Origin of the sequence: Corynebacterium nasorum (genome assembly GCF_022345765.1) — a bacterium.
Classification (GTDB): Bacteria; Actinomycetota; Actinomycetes; order Mycobacteriales; family Mycobacteriaceae; genus Corynebacterium; species Corynebacterium kefirresidentii.
Window position 1 is genome coordinate 26,154 of sequence record NZ_JAKRDR010000004.1, and the last position, 17,154, is coordinate 43,307.

The following is a 17,154-nucleotide window of genomic DNA, read 5'->3' on the forward strand; positions in this document are numbered from 1 at the left end:
TCTATGGATCTTTTACCGTGTCACACTTGCCAGCGGCAAAAGTGCGCTGTTGATACCCAGCTACTGTTTAGCGGGTGGTGAACGGCAGGAGAGCCATTTCGCGTGCGTTCTTGACTGCGGTAGCAACCTGACGCTGCTGCTGCGGGGTCAGACCGGTGACGCGACGGGAACGGATCTTGTGACGATCCGAGATGAACAGACGCAGAGTCTTGGTGTCCTTGTAGTCCACCTTCTCGATGCCCTCAGCCTTCAAAGGGTTCTTCTTCGGGCGACGGCTCTGCTCCATACGGAACTTCTTTTGGTTATTGCGCTTATTAGCCATTGTGCAATTACCCCTTTACCAGCTGGACTTACGAACGCCCGGCAGCTCACCACGGTGAGCCATGCCGCGCATACGGACACGGGACAGGCCGAACTTGCGGAGGTAACCGCGTGGGCGGCCATCGGCAGCGTCACGGTTACGTACGCGGGCTGGGGAAGCGTCACGAGGCTGGCGGTTCAGCTCGAACTGAGCCTCCAAGCGCTCCTCATCCGGGGTGTTCGGGTTCTTGATGATCTTCTTGAGTTCAGCGCGACGCTCCGCATAGCGGGCGACGATTTCCTTGCGCTGCTCGTTCTTAGCGATCTTGGACTTCTTAGCCATTGATTATCGCTCCTCGCGGAATTCGACGTGCTTGCGGGCAATCGGATCGAACTTCTTCAAGGTGATGCGATCCGGGTTGTTGCGCTTGTTCTTACGGGTCACGTAGGTGTAACCGGTGCCCGCAGTGGACTTCAGCTTAATGATTGGGCGGATATCGTTACGTGCCATACTTAAATCTTCTCCCCACGTGCGCGAATCTTAGCCACAACGGACTCGATGCCATCGCGGTCGATGATCTTCATGCCCTTGGTGGAAACATTCAGGGTGATGGTACGGCCCTCAGAGGGCAGGTAGTAGCGACGACGCTGCACGTTGGGGTTCCAACGGCGCGAAGTGCGGCGGTGCGAGTGCGAGACCTGCTTGCCGAATTCCGGCTTGCGGCCCGTTACCTGGCAAATAGCCGACATGGGTCTTCTTTCTCCTAGCCGCCCACATCATGGCTATGGACAATGAAACGCCGACTGCCGAGTGAGGGTGGCAGTGCTCAAAAGTGAGGTGTGAGCGGGTGCGGCGCCATCGTCGAACGCCAGTAGACGGGGCGTAAAACGTATATTTTGACAACAGCAAGGGAAAATCTTACAGCCTTGGGCGCGAATTACCTAATCGCTACCTTGCTGTGGTTAGTGGGGCTGTTAGTGGTTGTGGGGTGGCATTTGGCTGTGGTGTGCCGCCATGCGTAATACAAGAAACTGGTGTGAAGTGAGTGGTCGGAGCGGGGAGGGGATTTCGCATCTGGGGTAGTTGACTGTAGGATAATTCAGGTTGTTGACCCGTGCCGCACGGCACGCGGTTAGCAGAGTGAAATTTGTACGTCCCAACTCGGGCACGATCCGCTCCATAAGTGGGTGGAACCGACCCGTAGTCCAACCCTGAGGGAATATATATGAAGAAAGATATTCACCCGGATTACCACCCGGTAGTCTTCCGTGATGCTGGTACCGGTCACTCCTTTTTGACTAAGTCCACCGCTTCCTCCGACCGCACCGTGGAGTGGGAAGATGGCAACGAGTACCCACTGATCGTTGTTGACGTTACCGCTGAGTCCCACCCGTTCTGGACTGGTGCACAGCGCGTTATGGATACCGCCGGCCGCGTCGAGCGCTTCAACCAGCGCTTCGGTGGCATGGCTCGCCGTAAGAAGAAGAACGCGTAAGGAGGAGAATAGAAAATGGCAACTCCTAAGTTTAAGAAGTCCCGTGCGAACACCCACGCACGTCGTTCCCAGTGGAAGGCTGACAACGTGGCCCTCCAGGAAGTCACCATCGACGGACAGACCGTCCGCATCCCGCGCCGCTTGGTCAAGGCTGCCAAGCTGGGCCTGGTTGACGTAGAGCAGTTCTAAGCTCGTTTCGCACTTTCCCCGTTCGCTCTCTGTAGGAGGGTTGAGCGGGGATTTTTGCTACCTTAAGTATTATTTGGGGGGCTATGGGGGTAAATATTTCTCATAACTTCATGAAGTTGCGTTTCATCAGTAATAATTAGGATCATGAAAATCCTTGTGGTGGATGATGAACAACCCGTCCGTGAATCGCTACGCCGTTCCCTACGTTTCAACGGCTACGATGTGCTGACTGCTAGCGACGGCTTAGAGGCAGTGGAGGCGGTGCGCTCTGAGAATCCAGAATTGCTGATTCTGGACGTCATGATGCCAAACATGGATGGACTTGAGGTGTGCCGCACCCTGCGTAGCGAAGGCTGGGACCGTCCGATTCTCGTGCTGACCGCGCGCGATGGCGTATCGGACCGCGTAGCTGGTCTCGATGCTGGCGCCGATGATTACTTGCCAAAGCCATTCGCACTGGAAGAGCTCTTGGCGCGCGTGCGTTCCTTGGTTCGCCGCGCTTCCGCAGATTCCATCGCTGCTGAGGCTCCGGTGGAGAGCAAGCTTAGCTTCGAAGACCTAGAACTCGACGCTGATACTCGTGAAGTAAGCCGCGGTGGCCGCTCAATTTCTTTGACGCGTACCGAATTTTCCCTACTGCAGCTCCTTATGGAAAATCCCCGCAAGGTGCTTTCTCGTAGCAAGATTCTGGAGGAGGTATGGGGCTATGATTTCCCTACCTCTGGCAATGCGCTCGAGGTCTATATTGGCTACCTACGTAAGAAGACGGAGGGAGACGGCGACTCGCGTCTTATCCACACTGTCCGTGGCGTTGGTTATGTCTTGAGGGAGTCTCATCCGTGATCTTAAGGAAGCCCGCTTCCCCTGCAGTGGCTTCCGGGAAAGCACAGCCCACACCTCTTACTGAGTTCTCTGAAAGTCAAGGGAGCTGGGCTTCACGGGCGCCACTGCGGTGGCGCCTTGCTACTGTTACTGGCCTTGTGGTGGCCGTAGCCGTTGCCGTAATGACCTTGGCAACGTACTGGGTAGTATCTATGTCCCTGACTGCCTCCGTAGATGACCGCTTGGAGGCCAAAGCGGATGCCTTGTTGCGCAAGAGCCAGGACCCGCGGTTTATCGACAACGTGGATCAGGAAATTGAAGAATTTAAGTCCTATAACCCTGATACGCGCGTTTCCTTATCGCCGCCCTCAACGAGCTTGTCCTATGGCGATACTATTCCCCTCGGTGGAGACTTCCATCGGACGGAAGACTATACAGACACCTCCGTGCGTACGGTCGGCGGCGAACGTGTTCTGGCCAAACGCCACGATCTAGGCTCTACCGTTATCGTTGCGCAATCTCTGGCTCCGACCCAAGAATTCATCGCCATCCTCGGCACAGTTTTGCTGATTATTGTTGCGCTTGGCATTTTGCTCGCCATCTTTGCTGGTCTCATCGTGTCCAAAACCGGCATGCAACCCATTGCGCGCTTGAAACGCGCAGTGGATTACGTGACGCAGACCAATGATCTGCGCCCCATCGAAGTATCCAATAATGACGAGATGGCTCAGCTGACCACATCCTTTAACCAGATGCTGGAAGCTCTGCAAGAGTCTCGGTCGCAGCAGGCCCAGTTCGTCGCCGATGCCGGGCACGAGCTGAAGACGCCGTTGACCTCAATGCGTACCAATATTGAGCTTTTGATGATGCTTAATCGCGCCGGTGGCGGCTTTGGCATGAGCGATGAGGACCGCAAGGACCTTGAAGATGACGTCATGTCCCAGATGAACGAACTCTCCACCTTGATTGGTGACCTCGTTGACTTGGCGCGTGAGGATGGCAACGAACGAGAACCGGAACCGGTGGACCTGTGCGAGGTCATGATGTCTTCCTTAGAGCGTGCCCGTCGCCGCCGCCCGGACGTGGAATTTCTGGTGCGCTTTATCCCGTGGGAGCTGGATGGTGACCCCTTCGCATTGGGCCGCGCTACGTTGAATCTGATGGACAATGCGGCTAAGTGGTCGCCGGCTACTGGCACGGTACGCGTGTCCATGGAACAGCTATCTTCCCACGAGGTGCGCTTGCGCTTTGATGACTCCGGTCCGGGCATTGCGCCGGAGGAGCGGGAGAAGGTTTTCGAGCGCTTCTACCGTTCGGCAGAGGCGCGTTCTATGCCTGGCTCTGGTTTGGGCCTGGCTATCGTGAAATCGGTGATTGAGCGCCACGACGGCACGATTAAGATCCGTGAGTCTAATGATGGTGGCACGCGCATGGAAGTAGTCCTGCCGGGCAAGCCCGTGTCCGGAGAAATCTTTGTCGATGGTTTGGCAGAACCGCATGAGGGGCAGCCGGGCGGCAATGAAGATTCCAGCGATCGCGGTGAAATCTTTGCTCAACGCTGGTTTAACCAAGGGTAGGCTGCGGCCTTTTATACTGGTGATCGCATACAGCTACCTTTCAGGAATTCCTAGTAGGTTGGCAGATCAGTAACAGTCTTGACTAAGCGAAGTGAGGCATAGTTTTCTCATGAACATGAGGAATGACGATTACCGCGGCTTTGATGGTTCCTTCCCGGAGGGAGCGTCCCAAGAAGGGCCGGGTAAGGCCGAGCCGGTACACGGTGGTCCGAACTTTGGAGACATCGGGCAGCCAAACCCAAACGCTGGCACCGCCGGCCCCTATAGCAGCGACGCCGACGCGCAGGAATATGGGACTGGCTCGTATTCACAAGGCTGGAATCAACCACGCGGCGGTGCAGAAGGAGCTGATCCCAGCGCGCTAGGTTCACAGGCGCCGTACCCGCAGGGCCCGCAGACCCAAAGCTTTAATACTCAGGGCCAGGAAGGTCCGATGGTCACCCCGCTGCCCCCGCAACCGGAACAAAAGAAAAAGATTGGCCTCGGCGCCGCAACTGCCTTGGCTGCCGTAGCCGCAATCGCCGCGGGTTCAATCGCTGGAGCCGTGGTCGGTATGAATTCTGGGGGAGGCAACAACGATACGTCAGTGGTCAATGAGGCGCTCAAGGCCCAGCCGGCCAATAACAGCACCGGCAAAGAACCAGAAAAGGGCTCCGTTGAAGAGGTAGCCTCCAAGGTTTTGCCGGCGGTGGTTTCTATCCAGACGATGACCCGGACGGGCGGGGCAGAAGGCTCCGGTTCCGTTATCTCCCCGGACGGCTACGTGCTGACCAATTACCACGTGGTTGCAGGCGCTGAGCACGGCGGCATGATGCAGGTGACCATGAACGACGGCAGCAAGCATGATGCTGACGTGGTGGCTTCCGATGCGAATACTGACGTGGCCATTGTGAAGATAAAGGATGTCAAAGACCTGCCGTTCTTGCAGTTCGGTGATTCTGATTCCGTCGCCGTGGGACAGGAGGTTGTGGCCGTGGGCTCTCCTCTGGGCCTTAATGCGACCGTGACTTCCGGTATCGTTTCTGCCAAAAACCGCCCAGTGCGCGCCTCCCAAGAAGGCGGCGAGTCTTCCTTGATTGACGCCATTCAGACTGATGCCGCGGTCAACCCGGGCAACTCCGGCGGTCCACTGGTGGACCGGGACGGAAATATCGTGGGCATGAACTCCATGATTGCTTCGCTGTCCAGTAATTCCACCGGGGAGGGCGGATCCATCGGACTGGGCTTCGCCATCCCGTCGAACTTTGCCAAGCGCATGGCGGACGAGCTCATTAATGATGGCAAGGTCACTCACCCGACCCTAGGCGTGAAGGTGCTGGCGCGTGACGACGGCAATGGTGCCCGTATCGCCGGGGTTGAGCCAGGTGGCCCAGCAGATAAGGCGGGCCTGAAGGAAGGTGACATCGTCACCCGCGTCAATGATCGCTTGATCGAGAATGCCGATGCCCTGATTGCGGCGGCGCGGTCGCAAGATTTTGGCGCGACAGTGACCTTGGAGGTTACACGCGAAGACTCGGATGAGTCTCGTCAGGTAGAGGTAACCCTCTCAGGCGAGTAAATTACTGTGCAAGACCTCATTAGGTGCTGAATGCACCGTACCTCACACCGCCGAAAGGCCCTACTGCCTTAAATTAAGGAGAATAATGCCAGATTTGCAGCAGGACTTGACCGACTCCGCGCAACCGGAAGGCGAAGGCAAGCACGATTCCTTGATGGATGTTGCCGAACCCGATGATGCCTTCCTGCTAGCGAGCGAGCAGGAGGATAGCCTAGCCGCGCCACGCCGTGCTCTCATCGTTATTGTCACTGATCACCCTGGGGAGCAATCCGATAGCACCTCTCAGTTGGTCAGTGAGTTGCTCGCGGAAGCTAACTTCCGTGTCGATGGCGCCATCGTGGTGCGTTCCAAGAAGTCCAAGATTCGCCAGGCCATTGAGACCGCCGTGGTCGGTGGCGTGGATTTGGTGCTGACCGTAGGCGGCACCGGTGTAGGCCCGCGCGACAAGACCCCGGAGGCTACCCGCTCCGTCATTGACAAGATGGTTCCGGGCGTGGCCCAGGCGCTGCGTTCTTCCGGTCAAGCCTGTGGCGCGGTGGATGCTTGCACGTCCCGCGGCTTGTCGGGCGTTTCTGGTTCGACTGTAGTGGTCAACCTTGCCTCGTCGCGCGCTGCGGTTCGCGATGGCATGGCTACCTTGGCACCGCTGGTGCACCACCTCATTGAGCAGCTGCAACAATCCAGCGTTCAGTAATCACAAGGCATAGTCTATGACGTTCCGGAAAAATCGTCGGAGAGTCTTCCGTCAATCGGAAGCTGCCGATTATGACCGTAGTGCTGATAAGCCCGGCACATCGGCTGCCCACGGGGTCGATGAGGATCGAATTGTTAACGTTGATGACGCGGAATCGGCCACCGCAGCAGAAGGGGAGTCTGGTCAGCGCGATGAGCAGTTCTACCGCGAGAACCAGCCCCCACACTATGGCGGCTAGTGCGAAGGAGAAGAGTGCAATCACGCACTCAGTAAAGGGATAGATAAAAGCCCGCGGTTCCTACTTCCTCGGAAGCGAAACCGCGGGCTTTGTGCTGCGAACAGCGACAGGCGTATAGCGAAAGGCTACTTGGCCTGGTGGCGGCCGCCGCCGGTGGAACCGTAGTCTGCGTCCTCTGCGGCGTGGGAGGAACGGCTAGTGCCGGTTCCCGGGATGTCCGTATCGGAGACATTCTGGGCTTCGAGCAGATCGCGGATTTCTGCCAGGAGCTCCTCGGAGGTTGGGGCGGGAGCCTCAGGGTCGACACCGTGGCGGCGCTTAGCGGCCTCGGTGAGCTTATTAATCGGCATCACGATGAGGAAGTAGACTACTGCGGCGATAATGAGGAAGTTGATCGCCGCGGAGATGACGGCGCCGAAGTCCACAAAGGTGTTTTTCGCCTCCGTGATCTGGAAGCCAACGGCCCCAACCTCGGCGGAGCCGAGGGAGTTAATGATCGGCTGGATAATAGAATCCGTAATGGATTTGACGATTGCGGTAAAGGCAGAACCGATGATGACTGCGGTGGCAAGTTCGATGACGTTGCCACGCATGATGAAGTCTTTGAAGCCCTTGAGCATGGTGATAAGCACCAACCTTTCTGGGAATAACTAACGGTAGGTAAAAACCATGGACACTGCGAAACCTTAATGGAGCCGGTAACCGACCACAACTGTTGTGGCTGAAAAGGTCTAGTGTTGCTGCGGGTGAGCGCGATCACCAACTATGACCACCGTGAGCGGCTGGCTTAACGACGCCGCGGCAACATCATTAGCGTGATCTTGGGGCAATGCGAGTAAAACGGTCGACGAGGAAGCCTCGCCTTCCGGGCTGGAGGTAGACACCACGCGTCCGCCTGAGGCGATAACGCGTGCGGTAGGGGTTGCGGCGGCCGCCCCCGCCTCAACTGCGGTCACCACGTCCACGGTGTCGCCGTGATGCAAATGGGGGATGATATCGGGCGCGGCAAGTTTGACCGGAATCATCCGCCCGGCCTCGGCCCCTGTGCCACCCACCAAGCTGGAGACAAGATCTTCTCCTAGAAGGCGAGCACCGGTAATCACTTCGCCCTTGTTGGCGGCGGCGGTAATAACGCGGCCACTTAGTTCTTCTGGCTTTTCCGTTAGCGTAGAATCGGGGATAGAGGAGGCAGGAAGCCGGGCTAGGTCGACGTCGGCAAGCGCAAGCTCTGCTCCCGCCGGCAGATCGCGGCTAAAAACGGGAACGCGCGGTAGCTCCTTGGCCGCCGAAAGGGCCGAGGCTAGCGCGGCAATAAGGAGGGCCACCGCAATGGCGCGGCGCACTAGTACGCCGCGGCGGTGGCCAGGGGTGCGGAGGGTATCAACGAGGCGGGGAAAATGAGAAGTGGGCATACTTTTTTAGACTGTCCAAAACCGCTCATGGTTCCCGTACCCCGGAAACTAGAAGCGAGTGATGCCGTGGGCGGTGACGACGGCATCGACCTTGCGGTCGTGGTCCTCGGTAGGTAGCTCATCTAGCAGCTCGGTGGGGTAGACCATGGCGAAGACCGGTGGCTTGCCGTGGGGAAGTGGCTCTAGTGCGCGGTCATAGTATCCGCCGCCTTTGCCCATGCGGTTGCCCTTGGCGTCTACGGCCATGGCTGGGGCGAGTACCAGATCGCACTCGGCCAGGACGCTGCTATCAAAGCTTGGGCCTTGGGGCTCATTCAAACCCATCGCGCTTTCGTGCATTGCTTCTTTGCCGCGGTATTCAGCAAAGGTCAACGTGCCATTCTCGCCGGAAATTGGCAAGAGGACGCGGGAGACATGCTCCTTGAGCCACGGCACAAAATCGGCGCCGCCCGGCTCCGAACCCAAAGGCCAGTAGGCAGCCACGGTCATGGACTCGGTGAGTTCGGACTCGAGATGCTTACGCACGCCAGCAGTAAAGGCGTCGTGGTCTTCGGCGGAAAGTTCGCGGCGGGCCTGGACCAAGCGGGCCCGCAGCTCGTTTTTAGCAGTCATGGAAGAGGTCATAAATTAATCATAACCCCGCGGCGTAGCGGTGCACGGGAAAATAATGTGGCGTTGTACGCTATTACGCATGGCTATAGAACGCGAAGATTCCGCCCGCGGAATCACCACGGTTGTAGTTCCAGCGGCAGGTATGGGCACCCGATTTTTGCCCGCCACCAAGACGGTTCCCAAAGAACTGCTTCCCGTTGTTGATACTCCCGGCATTGAACTCATCGCAGAGGAGGCGGCCTCTGTAGGCGCCCGCCGCCTTGCGGTGATTACCGCGCCCGATAAGCAAGAAGTCATGCGCCACTTCGAAGCTTTCCCAGAACTGGTAGACACCCTTGAATCCCGCGGCAAGGACGAGCAGGTTGCCAAGGTTAAGCGCGCTAATCAGCTCATTCACCCTGTTGCGGTGGAGCAGGAAAAGCCACTGGGCTTGGGCCACGCGGTGGGCCTGGCAGAAGAGGTACTCGGCGAAGATGAGGATTCTTTTGCCGTCATGCTTCCAGATGACATCGTGCTGCCTGCCACCGTCATGGCAGACATGGCTCGCGTGCGCGCGGCTTTGGGCGGTAGCGTGCTGTGCGCCTTCGAGGTCCCGCGCGAGCAGACCTATAACTACGGCGTCTTCGACGTAGAAGATACCAATGCCCCCGGCGTTAAGAAGGTCGTGGGCATGGTGGAAAAGCCGGCGGTGGAAGATGCCCCGTCTAATCTCGTGGCCACCGGTCGCTACCTATTGGATCGCAAGATTTTTGATGCCCTCCGCCGTATTAAGCCAGGCAAGGGCGGCGAGCTGCAGCTTACCGACGCCATCGAGCTCCTCATCGAGGAAGGCGAGCCCGTGCACGTGGTAGTCCACCAAGGAAAGCGTCATGATTTGGGAAATCCCGGTGGGTATATCCCCGCCAATGTGGATTTTGGTCTGCGCGATGAAAAGTATGGCCCCACGCTGTATAAAGCGATTAAGCAGATTGTGGCCGAGTATGAGGATGAGCACGGCCTAAACTAGGGAGATTTCCCAAGGGCAGAGGACATGAAAGCGAAGAAAGGGCTGGCATAGACCTTATGCGTTCAGTTGATGACCAGTTGGCGCTGGTAACGGATGCGGCGAACACGCCGGAGCCGGTGCGCATCGGTATTTCCAACGCGTTGGGGTTAATGTGCGCCGAGGAGGTGCAAGCAAACCAGCCCCTGCCGGGCTTTCCGCAGGCAGCCATCGACGGCTATGCGGTGCGCGCCGTTGATATTGGAGGCGAGCGCGGCCTAAGGCTCCGCCGTCCCAAGGAGCAGGAGGAGCAGGCTGCGGAGGGGGAAGAAGAGAAGGCACCCCAGCAACCGGAGGTCGAGCGTTCCTTGCCTGTGGTGGGCGAGGTTCCGGCCGGCTCCAAGCAGCCGTTGCGCCTGCAGCCCAAGCAAGCCGTGCGTGTGTATACGGGTGCGCCTTTGCCCACGCTTGCCGACGCCGTCCTTCCCCTCGAGTGGACCGACCGCGGCCGCAAGCGCGTCACCGCCCATCGCCCGGTGCGCTCCGGTGACTTTGTTCGCCGGGTAGGCGACGATATCCAACCTGGCGATGTGGCTGTATCTTCCGGCACGGTTTTGGGCCCCGCCCAGATCGGCCTGCTGGCCGCAGTTGGCCGCTCTAAGGTATTGGTCTATCCGCGCCCGCGCATCACCATCATCTCCTTTGGCCGCGAACTGGTTGATTTGGACCAAGAACCGGCACTGGGCCAAGTCTTTGACGTCAACTCTTATTCCCTCGCCGCCGCGGCTCGCGAGGCTGGGGCAGAGGTGCATCGCGTTGGCATTGCCGAGGGGGAGCCGCGCCGCATCCGCGAAGCGCTGGAAAAGCACATCGCTCGCAGCGAGGTCCTGGTCATCTCCGGTGCGGTTGGTGGAGCCGGCGCCGAGGCCATCCGTGAGATTCTTGATGACCTCGGTGATATCGATACCTCTCGTGTTGCCATGCATCCCGGCTCCGTCCAGGGGTTTGGTCTGGTGGGCGAGGAACGCATTCCTACCTTCTTGCTGCCGTCTAATCCAGTATCCGCGCTCGTGGTCTTCGAGGTATATATCCGCCCGCTCATTCGCTTGGCACTGGGTAAACGCAATGCGCACCGCCGTGTGGTGCGTGCCCGCGCGCTGAACCACATCGATTCCCGCCCCGGCCGGCGCGGCTTCATCCGCGCTCGTTTGATGCGCGATGCGGAAACCGCGGATTATCTGGTGGAAGGGCTGGGCGGTGCCGCGGGTGCCCCAGCGCACCTATTGGCCGGTCTTTCGGAGGCCAATGCCATGATTCGCGTGCCGGAAGAGGTAACGGAAATCCGCCCGGGCGATGTGGTCGATGTGTTGTTTTTGACCCAGCGTAGCTAATGCTCGATCCCTTCGGCACTGCGGCGGATAGGTTCCGCCTTCCCGCTACCGGCCCCACGGATGACATGCATCCGGGATGGCCGGAATCTACTCCTTTTGTTAGGCTTCCCGCTTCCGCTGTCTTCCCTTCGGGGGCGCGGATGCGCCTGCGGCCGCTGCTGCGATCTGATGGGCATGAGTGGCGGCGCCAACGTATCGAAGATGAAAGCTTCCTCCGCTCAGTCGAGCCGACCCAAGCGGCACCTTGGGCGGCGGCGCATAGCCAGCAGGCGTGGTGGAATCATCTGATGTACCTGCGTACCGCCGCCCGTGAGGCACTGGTGGTCCCACTTGTCATTGAAGTGGAGGGCCAATTCGTAGGCCAAATCACCTTGGGGAATATTCAGCATGGCAGCATTCGCGATTGCTGGATTGGTTACTGGGTTTATTCCGCTATCCACGGCGCCGGGGTGGCTACGGCTGCCACCGCCTTAGGCGTGGACCACGCCTTTGGACGGGTGGGCCTACACCGGGTGACCGCTACCTATCTAGAGAGCAATCCTGCCTCTGGTCGCGTCTTAGCCGCCAATGGCTTTCGACACGAGGGATACTTGCGTCGCAATTTGCATATAGACGGTGCCTGGCAGGACCACCATTACGTGGCTTTAGTTAAAGAAGACTATGCCTCCACGGCTGTCGAGCGCCTGCGCCAGGCTGGCCGGTTGGCGTGAAATATCTCCACAGTTGCTGGGATTTCGACCTCAATTTTCACAGAAGTCACAACATTGTAATTTGTGGGAATTTGGGGTGCTATGGTGCGGTTTCACCGTTTAGAGTGGAGTAATCATCTGTATTCAAGGGGAAGGTCCTTTTCGTGTCGACAGCTGTGCCGGTTATCGCGATCATCGTGGTGTGGCTCTTCGTCCTCGCACCATGGATTCTGGGTAGGAATAACCGCCCAATGAGCCATACTGGTGAGGCCTTTGAAGATACTCGCGTCCTTTTTGAAGGAGATTCTGGCAAGGTCGCTGGCCGCCGGCGTCCACGCCTGCGTGCCGATGATGTGCACCGCCGCGAGGACCAGGACGAGGCGGACTATGAAGTAGTAGAGGCCGCAGACACCGGCGTGGATGAGTCGGATGCCGAGGCTACTAAGCCCTCTTCGCGCTCCGTGACTATTGCCGGTGCTGCCCGCCGCGCTAAGTCCCAGCCTTTCGGTACCGGCAGCCGTGCGTTTTCTGCGGCGTCTTCCTCCGCAGCTGGTGAGGACACTCAGCCAGAAGCAGATACTATCGACGGCGAACTGGTCGAGGAAGCGACTGTAGAAGGCGACGATTCTGCAGTTCAGCCCCAAGCAGTCGCGGTCCCAGCCTCCCAGCAGGCTGATACGGCGGCAGTTGGTGACGACACCGAATTCGATGATGCCGATGACGTACTTCTTGAGGACGAGGAAGACGCCGCAGACCAGGCCGCAAAAGATGACTCTACCGATATTGCTGCCGCCGAGTCAGAGGTCTTTAGCGCTCCCGCAGTCTCTACCGTGGCGAGTGATGCCTATGACTACGACGAGACTTATACCTCGCCGGTGGACCTTATGTACCCCGGTGCCGTAGATAAGGCCGAGGTCGCTGAGAAGGATTCTGCCGATTCGGAAGTTGCGGCTGACGCTGAGCCGGTATCCGTGGACAAGGCAGAGGCCGAGGACTCTGGGGAACTCATGGAAACCGCTGCAGCAGACGACGCCGGTATGGATACCAACCTGTCCGAGGATGAGGTGGAATTCGCGCAGCGTCGCATGGGCCGTGGCGGCTGGGACCCGGTAGCAGAAAAGGAAAAGTCTGTTACTCGTTACCAGCGCCGTCAGCGCACCCTGCTGGGCCTAGCCGTGGCCGTGGTACTCACGGTGGCCCTGGGGATCGTGGCCGGCGGCTGGACCTGGTGGTTGGCTGCGGTGGCCGGTGCGCTCACCGTTGTCTATCTGATGGCTCTTCGCGCTCAGGTCCGTCAGGAGCGAGCCCTGATGCGCCGCCGTGTGCGCCACTTGCGCCGCGCCCGTTTGGGCGTGCGCAACGCAGAGGATGAAGCTTTGAAGATTCCGCGCAACTTGCGCCGCCCAGGCGCTGTGATCGTGGAGATCGATGACGAAAGCCCTGACTTTGTGCACCTTCCGCTGCGCTATAACGATGGGGAAGACGGCGATTTTGATGGCCCCCACGCCGGGCCCGACGGCTATAGCCGGCGCGATGACCTAGCAGCCCGTCGCGCTGGATAGGAACTGGTGCCGACTTAGCAGGCCGCGTTCCGGAGTTCAGTGGAAGGCGCTGACCGCGGGTTCGTGAGCGCGTTGTATTCCTGCGCTAGGCCATAATGCGGCACACCGCTGTCGTGCCATACCCCGGAGGTTCCGCGGCGGTGAGAGCCGATGAGATGGGTATCAATCATGCCGATCGCCTCCATGAGTGCGAAACAGGTGACGGGGCCGACAAAGCGGAAGCCCTTCTTCTTGAGTTCGCGTGACATCAACTTGGATTCGTAGCTCTTTTTCGGAATATCTTCCATTGCGGTGGGGTAGAGGTTCTCCGGCGGTTGGAAGGACCAAATGAACTCCGCCAGCCCGCCCTCTTCGCGTAGGGCGATGGTGGCTTTGGCGTTTGTGATGGCGGCGCGGATTTTGGTCTCGTTGCGAATAATGGAGGCGTCGCCAAGCAATCGCTCAACATCCGGTTCGGTAAATTGAGCGACTTTTTCAGGATCGAAGTCGCAAAAAGCCGCACGGAAGGCCTCGCGCTTTTTCAAAACCACCGCCCAGGAAAGCCCGGACTGGAAAGACTCGAGGCTCAAACGCTCGTAAAGAGCTGCTTCATCAAAAATAGGCAGGCCCCATTCGGTGTCGTAATACTCCTTCAACATCGGCGAGGACATTGCCCAAGGCGGGCGGCCAAGTCCATCATCGTCATAGACTAAGGCGGTGCGCTCTGCGGACTGCGTAGCTGGTTTGCTCATGGTGTTCTCCTTTAATCTTTCTGCCTGGTTCCCATTGAAACAGTCCGCGTGACTATATGCCGTTCCTTCCCCGGCAAAGGGCGAAATTCCCAGCAGTATGGGCGTAGGCCATTGCCTTCGCATCGGGTGAGGGGTTCAGGGTAATCTGTTCAGCATGAATAGACCTGCCGTACGCGATGCCGCTTTGCTTATTTTTCGAGCGGTCCTCGGATTAATCTTTATCGCACACGGCGTGGACAAGATGTTTATGACCGGCATGGACGAAACCGTGGGGCAATTTTCCGCCCTTGGGGTGCCGCAGCCACAGCTTTCCGGCTATATCGCCGCCATCGGGGAGATGGTTGGGGGCGCCTTCCTCGTCGTCGGTTTGCTCACCACTTTTGTGGCCGGCGCGCTTGCCCTGCTGATGGGGTGCGCACTGTACTTTGTGCATTTGGGACATGGTCTTTTTGCTGCCGAAGGCGGAATCGAATACCCACTGGTATTGCTGATGTCCTTATTGATGATCGTGATTTTTGGCTCCGGTCGAGCCAGCATGGACGGGGTGCTCAGCAATGTTGACGCATAGCCAAGTCCAAGCGGCGATTTCTGCGCAGCTGGACGGTGAGCACTCAGATCTGGCAGAGGACGTAATCGATGCACACTTGGAAAGCTGCGCCGAATGCCGCGCCTTTCGCGATAAGGCGGCCGCGCTTTCGCGATCATTGCGTTTTGTGGAGCCTGCGGAATCCGGTATGGCGCCGCCAACGGATCTCTCCGAAGTCATTTTGGCCGGTGTGGAGCCGGAATGGCGGCGCACCTCGAGCGCTCGCCAGGCCAACCTGACGGTTGCGCGTGCCGCCATGGTGCTCATGGGCGCCATCTTTGCACTCTGGGCAGTAGCGCTCATCGTCCATTCCTCCGGGCTCGTACCGTTGGGTGAGGAAGGAAAGGTTTTAGATCCCACGGCGGATCCGGAACGAGCCAACCTGTTGATGGAAGGCGCAGCCGTACGCTTTGGCATGGCCTGTGGCCTATTTTTTAGTGCCTGGCGCCCCGCAGCGCTTACCGGCCTGCTCCCGGTCTCGGCCACGATGTTTGCTTTCCTCTTCGGGTTCGGCATGCGCGATATTGCGCTGGGCACCGTAACCATCGAACAGGTATATTTTCTTATCGCTACCGCGCTGGCGATCTTCAGCTTGGCGTGGGCTTGGGCGGCAGAAAAGGGCTACTTGGTGCGCGCCTGGTGGAAGTCCCTCAACGCACAACCTCAATAAGCCCCGCTTTCGTGCGGCTAGGTCCAGCTAGGCAGCCACATCATGGAGTGGTACCAAGAATCTGGAATCTTGTAGCCGTACAAAATGGGAGAGAAATAGAAGAACATCGCCACTACCAGGGCTAGGTAGAACACGGCGGCGATTGTTCCCCAGCGTACAGGGCCGCCTGCCAAACTCTTGAGCCATCCCCACTGCACTGGCCTGCCATGGCCGATGAGCTGGCCGAGTGCTAAGGCAATGAGCACGATGACAAAGGGGATAAACGCAGTGGCATAAAAGAAGTACATCTGGCGGTCAAAGGCTGCAAGCCAGGGCAAGAAACCTGCCCCAAAGCCCACCAAGGGGATGAGGAAGCTGCGATTGCGACGAATGATAAGTGACCACAGTCCCCACAGGACGGCCGGGATGACCAGCCACCAGATAGCCGGCGTGCCAAAAAGGTAGAGCATCTTGCGGCACTCGTTGCTGCCATCACCGCATTGCAGGTCGGTGGAGGAGTAGTACAAGATGGGCCGGGCGGCTACCAGCCACGCCCAAGGCTTAGAATCCCACGGGTGGTGGTGGCCACCGGAGGAAGTCAGGCTGGCGTGGAATTCTAGGACAGAGGAATGGTAGTAGAACCAGCCTGCCAGGGATTCAGGCAGGTGCATCAGCCACGATCCATCCTCGATCGTTCCATCTACTTTGGCGTGGCGGTACACGGCGGTTTCGGAGGAAAACCACGCTCGCCAGGTCCAGGCGTAGAGCAGCACCGGCACCAGTACGAGGGAGGCTAGGGCAGCAGGAGTATCGCGCACGAGGGTGCCCACTATGTAGCGGCGTACGCCATAGCGCTTGCGCAGGGCAAGATCGCTAAAGACGGACATGAGGCCAAAGAACATGATGAAGTACAGGCCGGACCACTTCACCCCCAGGGAAAGGCCAAGACAGACGCCCGCGAGGAGTCGCCACCAGCGGAATCCAAAGCGTGGTCCGAAGGCGGAGGAGCCCAAACGATTTTTAAGGAAAGCGCTGTGGAGGCGCTCGCGCATCTGATTATGATCGCGAGCAAGTGCCCAGGCGGCCGAGACAACAAAGAAGACCTGGAAAATGTCCAACATGCCGAACTTGGAAGAGACCAAAAGCACACCATCAAAGACGGCGATGAGGCCAGCCAGGGTTGCTACCTGCCAGGATAAAGAGACGCGGCGGGCCAGGGACATCGTCAAGAGCACGGTGGCTGCGCCGAAGAGGGCAGTCATAAAACGCCAGCCCAGTGGGGAATAGCCAGCGACCCATTCGGACAGCGCCACAATCTGCTTGCCCAGCGGTGGGTGAACCACCAGGCCATAACCGGGGTTGGATTCTATACCTCCGATGAAGAGGTTATCCCAGCTTCGCACCATGTCCCAGGCTTGCGGAACGTAGTGCTTTTCATCAAAGACAGGAGTGCCCTTTGATACGGGCGCGGTCAATCCGGCAAAGCGGGTAATGAGCGCGAGTACGCCAACGACGCTAGTGCTTATCCAGTCAGCCTTGCCCCACTGATAGGTGCGGGGCGCTGGCGGGGCCACAGTGTCGTGCGTGGTGCGCGATGGGGCAGCGGTAGCAATAGTCACTTGGTTGAGTCTAGGCGACAAGGCACCGCGCCCGCGCATTAGAGAGT

General features: G+C 58.7%; 22 protein-coding genes. 13 read left to right on the forward strand and 9 right to left on the reverse strand.

Annotated features, from left to right (window positions below):
• Positions 1-67: 67 nt before the first annotated feature.
• Genes rpsR through rpmB form a run of 4 tightly spaced genes read right to left on the reverse strand, consistent with a single transcriptional unit; the run spans position 68 to position 1,050 of the window.
• Complete coding sequence (gene rpsR / locus MHK04_RS04450; protein ID WP_005279904.1) at positions 68-322, reverse strand: 30S ribosomal protein S18; 255 nt, start codon at positions 320-322, stop codon at positions 68-70.
• A gap of 15 nt (positions 323-337) precedes the next feature.
• Positions 338-643, reverse strand: coding sequence for a 30S ribosomal protein S14 (rpsN, locus tag MHK04_RS04455; protein WP_005279906.1), 306 nt, complete (start codon positions 641-643; stop codon positions 338-340).
• Between the two features lie 3 nt (positions 644-646).
• Positions 647-811: a 50S ribosomal protein L33 gene (gene rpmG / locus MHK04_RS04460; protein WP_005279910.1), complete on the reverse strand. Its 165-nt coding sequence runs from the start codon at positions 809-811 to the stop codon at positions 647-649.
• 2 nt (positions 812-813) lie between these two features.
• Positions 814-1,050 carry a 50S ribosomal protein L28 gene (gene rpmB, locus MHK04_RS04465; protein WP_005279911.1) on the reverse strand — a complete coding sequence of 79 codons (237 nt, stop codon included), beginning with the start codon at positions 1,048-1,050 and terminating at the stop codon, positions 814-816.
• A gap of 476 nt (positions 1,051-1,526) precedes the next feature.
• Between rpmB and MHK04_RS04470 the strand changes: the two genes are divergently transcribed.
• The 7 genes from MHK04_RS04470 to MHK04_RS04500 all read left to right on the forward strand — a co-directional run bounded on the left by MHK04_RS04470 (position 1,527) and on the right by MHK04_RS04500 (position 6,874).
• Positions 1,527-1,796 carry a type B 50S ribosomal protein L31 gene (locus tag MHK04_RS04470; RefSeq protein ID WP_005323793.1) on the forward strand — a complete coding sequence of 90 codons (270 nt, stop codon included), beginning with the start codon at positions 1,527-1,529 and terminating at the stop codon, positions 1,794-1,796.
• A gap of 15 nt (positions 1,797-1,811) precedes the next feature.
• A complete protein-coding gene (gene rpmF / locus MHK04_RS04475) occupies positions 1,812-1,985 on the forward strand; it encodes a 50S ribosomal protein L32 (protein ID WP_005279913.1) in 174 nt (57 codons plus the stop codon).
• 144 nt (positions 1,986-2,129) lie between these two features.
• Positions 2,130-2,828, forward strand: a complete 699-nt coding sequence (locus tag MHK04_RS04480; RefSeq protein WP_023021977.1) for a response regulator transcription factor — start codon at positions 2,130-2,132, stop codon at positions 2,826-2,828.
• Complete coding sequence (locus MHK04_RS04485) at positions 2,825-4,384, forward strand: HAMP domain-containing sensor histidine kinase (RefSeq protein WP_023021976.1); 1,560 nt, start codon at positions 2,825-2,827, stop codon at positions 4,382-4,384. Before MHK04_RS04480 ends, MHK04_RS04485 begins: the two co-directional genes overlap by 4 nt.
• A gap of 109 nt (positions 4,385-4,493) precedes the next feature.
• On the forward strand, positions 4,494-5,942 hold the full coding sequence (locus tag MHK04_RS04490) for a S1C family serine protease (protein WP_200287938.1): 1,449 nt from the start codon (positions 4,494-4,496) through the stop codon (positions 5,940-5,942).
• Positions 5,943-6,027: 85 nt separating this feature from the next.
• On the forward strand, positions 6,028-6,636 hold the full coding sequence (locus tag MHK04_RS04495; protein ID WP_023021974.1) for a MogA/MoaB family molybdenum cofactor biosynthesis protein: 609 nt from the start codon (positions 6,028-6,030) through the stop codon (positions 6,634-6,636).
• Positions 6,637-6,652: 16 nt separating this feature from the next.
• Positions 6,653-6,874, forward strand: a complete 222-nt coding sequence (locus tag MHK04_RS04500) for a hypothetical protein (RefSeq protein ID WP_023021973.1) — start codon at positions 6,653-6,655, stop codon at positions 6,872-6,874.
• Between the two features lie 125 nt (positions 6,875-6,999).
• Here MHK04_RS04500 and mscL read toward each other — a convergent pair whose 3' ends face one another.
• The 3 genes from mscL to MHK04_RS04515 all read right to left on the reverse strand — a co-directional run bounded on the left by mscL (position 7,000) and on the right by MHK04_RS04515 (position 8,910).
• Positions 7,000-7,494: a large-conductance mechanosensitive channel protein MscL gene (gene mscL, locus MHK04_RS04505; protein WP_023021972.1), complete on the reverse strand. Its 495-nt coding sequence runs from the start codon at positions 7,492-7,494 to the stop codon at positions 7,000-7,002.
• Between the two features lie 111 nt (positions 7,495-7,605).
• Positions 7,606-8,286 carry an SAF domain-containing protein gene (locus tag MHK04_RS04510; protein WP_239207979.1) on the reverse strand — a complete coding sequence of 227 codons (681 nt, stop codon included), beginning with the start codon at positions 8,284-8,286 and terminating at the stop codon, positions 7,606-7,608.
• 48 nt (positions 8,287-8,334) lie between these two features.
• Positions 8,335-8,910 carry a 5-formyltetrahydrofolate cyclo-ligase gene (locus MHK04_RS04515; RefSeq protein WP_023021970.1) on the reverse strand — a complete coding sequence of 192 codons (576 nt, stop codon included), beginning with the start codon at positions 8,908-8,910 and terminating at the stop codon, positions 8,335-8,337.
• Between the two features lie 67 nt (positions 8,911-8,977).
• On the opposite strand from MHK04_RS04515, the gene MHK04_RS04520 reads away from it, so the two are divergent.
• From MHK04_RS04520 to sepX, 4 genes are all read left to right on the forward strand, one after another.
• Positions 8,978-9,904, forward strand: a complete 927-nt coding sequence (locus MHK04_RS04520; RefSeq protein ID WP_034656428.1) for a UTP--glucose-1-phosphate uridylyltransferase — start codon at positions 8,978-8,980, stop codon at positions 9,902-9,904.
• Positions 9,905-9,960: 56 nt separating this feature from the next.
• Entirely contained in the window at positions 9,961-11,271 is a 1,311-nt protein-coding gene (gene glp, locus MHK04_RS04525) for a molybdotransferase-like divisome protein Glp (RefSeq protein WP_023021968.1), read from the forward strand.
• Positions 11,271-11,981: a GNAT family N-acetyltransferase gene (locus MHK04_RS04530; RefSeq protein WP_023021967.1), complete on the forward strand. Its 711-nt coding sequence runs from the start codon at positions 11,271-11,273 to the stop codon at positions 11,979-11,981. Before glp ends, MHK04_RS04530 begins: the two co-directional genes overlap by 1 nt.
• Before the next feature lie 143 nt (positions 11,982-12,124).
• Positions 12,125-13,522: a divisome protein SepX/GlpR gene (gene sepX, locus MHK04_RS04535; RefSeq protein ID WP_239207980.1), complete on the forward strand. Its 1,398-nt coding sequence runs from the start codon at positions 12,125-12,127 to the stop codon at positions 13,520-13,522.
• A gap of 14 nt (positions 13,523-13,536) precedes the next feature.
• On the opposite strand, the gene MHK04_RS04540 is transcribed toward sepX, so the two are convergent.
• Positions 13,537-14,253 carry a DNA-3-methyladenine glycosylase I gene (locus tag MHK04_RS04540; RefSeq protein WP_023021965.1) on the reverse strand — a complete coding sequence of 239 codons (717 nt, stop codon included), beginning with the start codon at positions 14,251-14,253 and terminating at the stop codon, positions 13,537-13,539.
• Between the two features lie 154 nt (positions 14,254-14,407).
• Between MHK04_RS04540 and MHK04_RS04545 the strand changes: the two genes are divergently transcribed.
• Both MHK04_RS04545 and MHK04_RS04550 read left to right on the forward strand, forming a co-directional pair.
• The gene (locus tag MHK04_RS04545) at positions 14,408-14,821 is read left to right on the forward strand and encodes a DoxX family protein (RefSeq protein WP_023021964.1); all 414 of its coding nucleotides are present in this window, start codon (positions 14,408-14,410) and stop codon (positions 14,819-14,821) included.
• A complete protein-coding gene (locus MHK04_RS04550) occupies positions 14,808-15,509 on the forward strand; it encodes a zf-HC2 domain-containing protein (RefSeq protein WP_239207981.1) in 702 nt (233 codons plus the stop codon). Before MHK04_RS04545 ends, MHK04_RS04550 begins: the two co-directional genes overlap by 14 nt.
• A gap of 17 nt (positions 15,510-15,526) precedes the next feature.
• Here the strand turns inward: MHK04_RS04550 and pmt are convergent, their stop codons facing one another.
• A complete protein-coding gene (gene pmt / locus MHK04_RS04555; protein WP_023021962.1) occupies positions 15,527-17,146 on the reverse strand; it encodes a protein O-mannosyltransferase in 1,620 nt (539 codons plus the stop codon).
• Between the last annotated feature and the right edge of the window lie 8 nt (positions 17,147-17,154).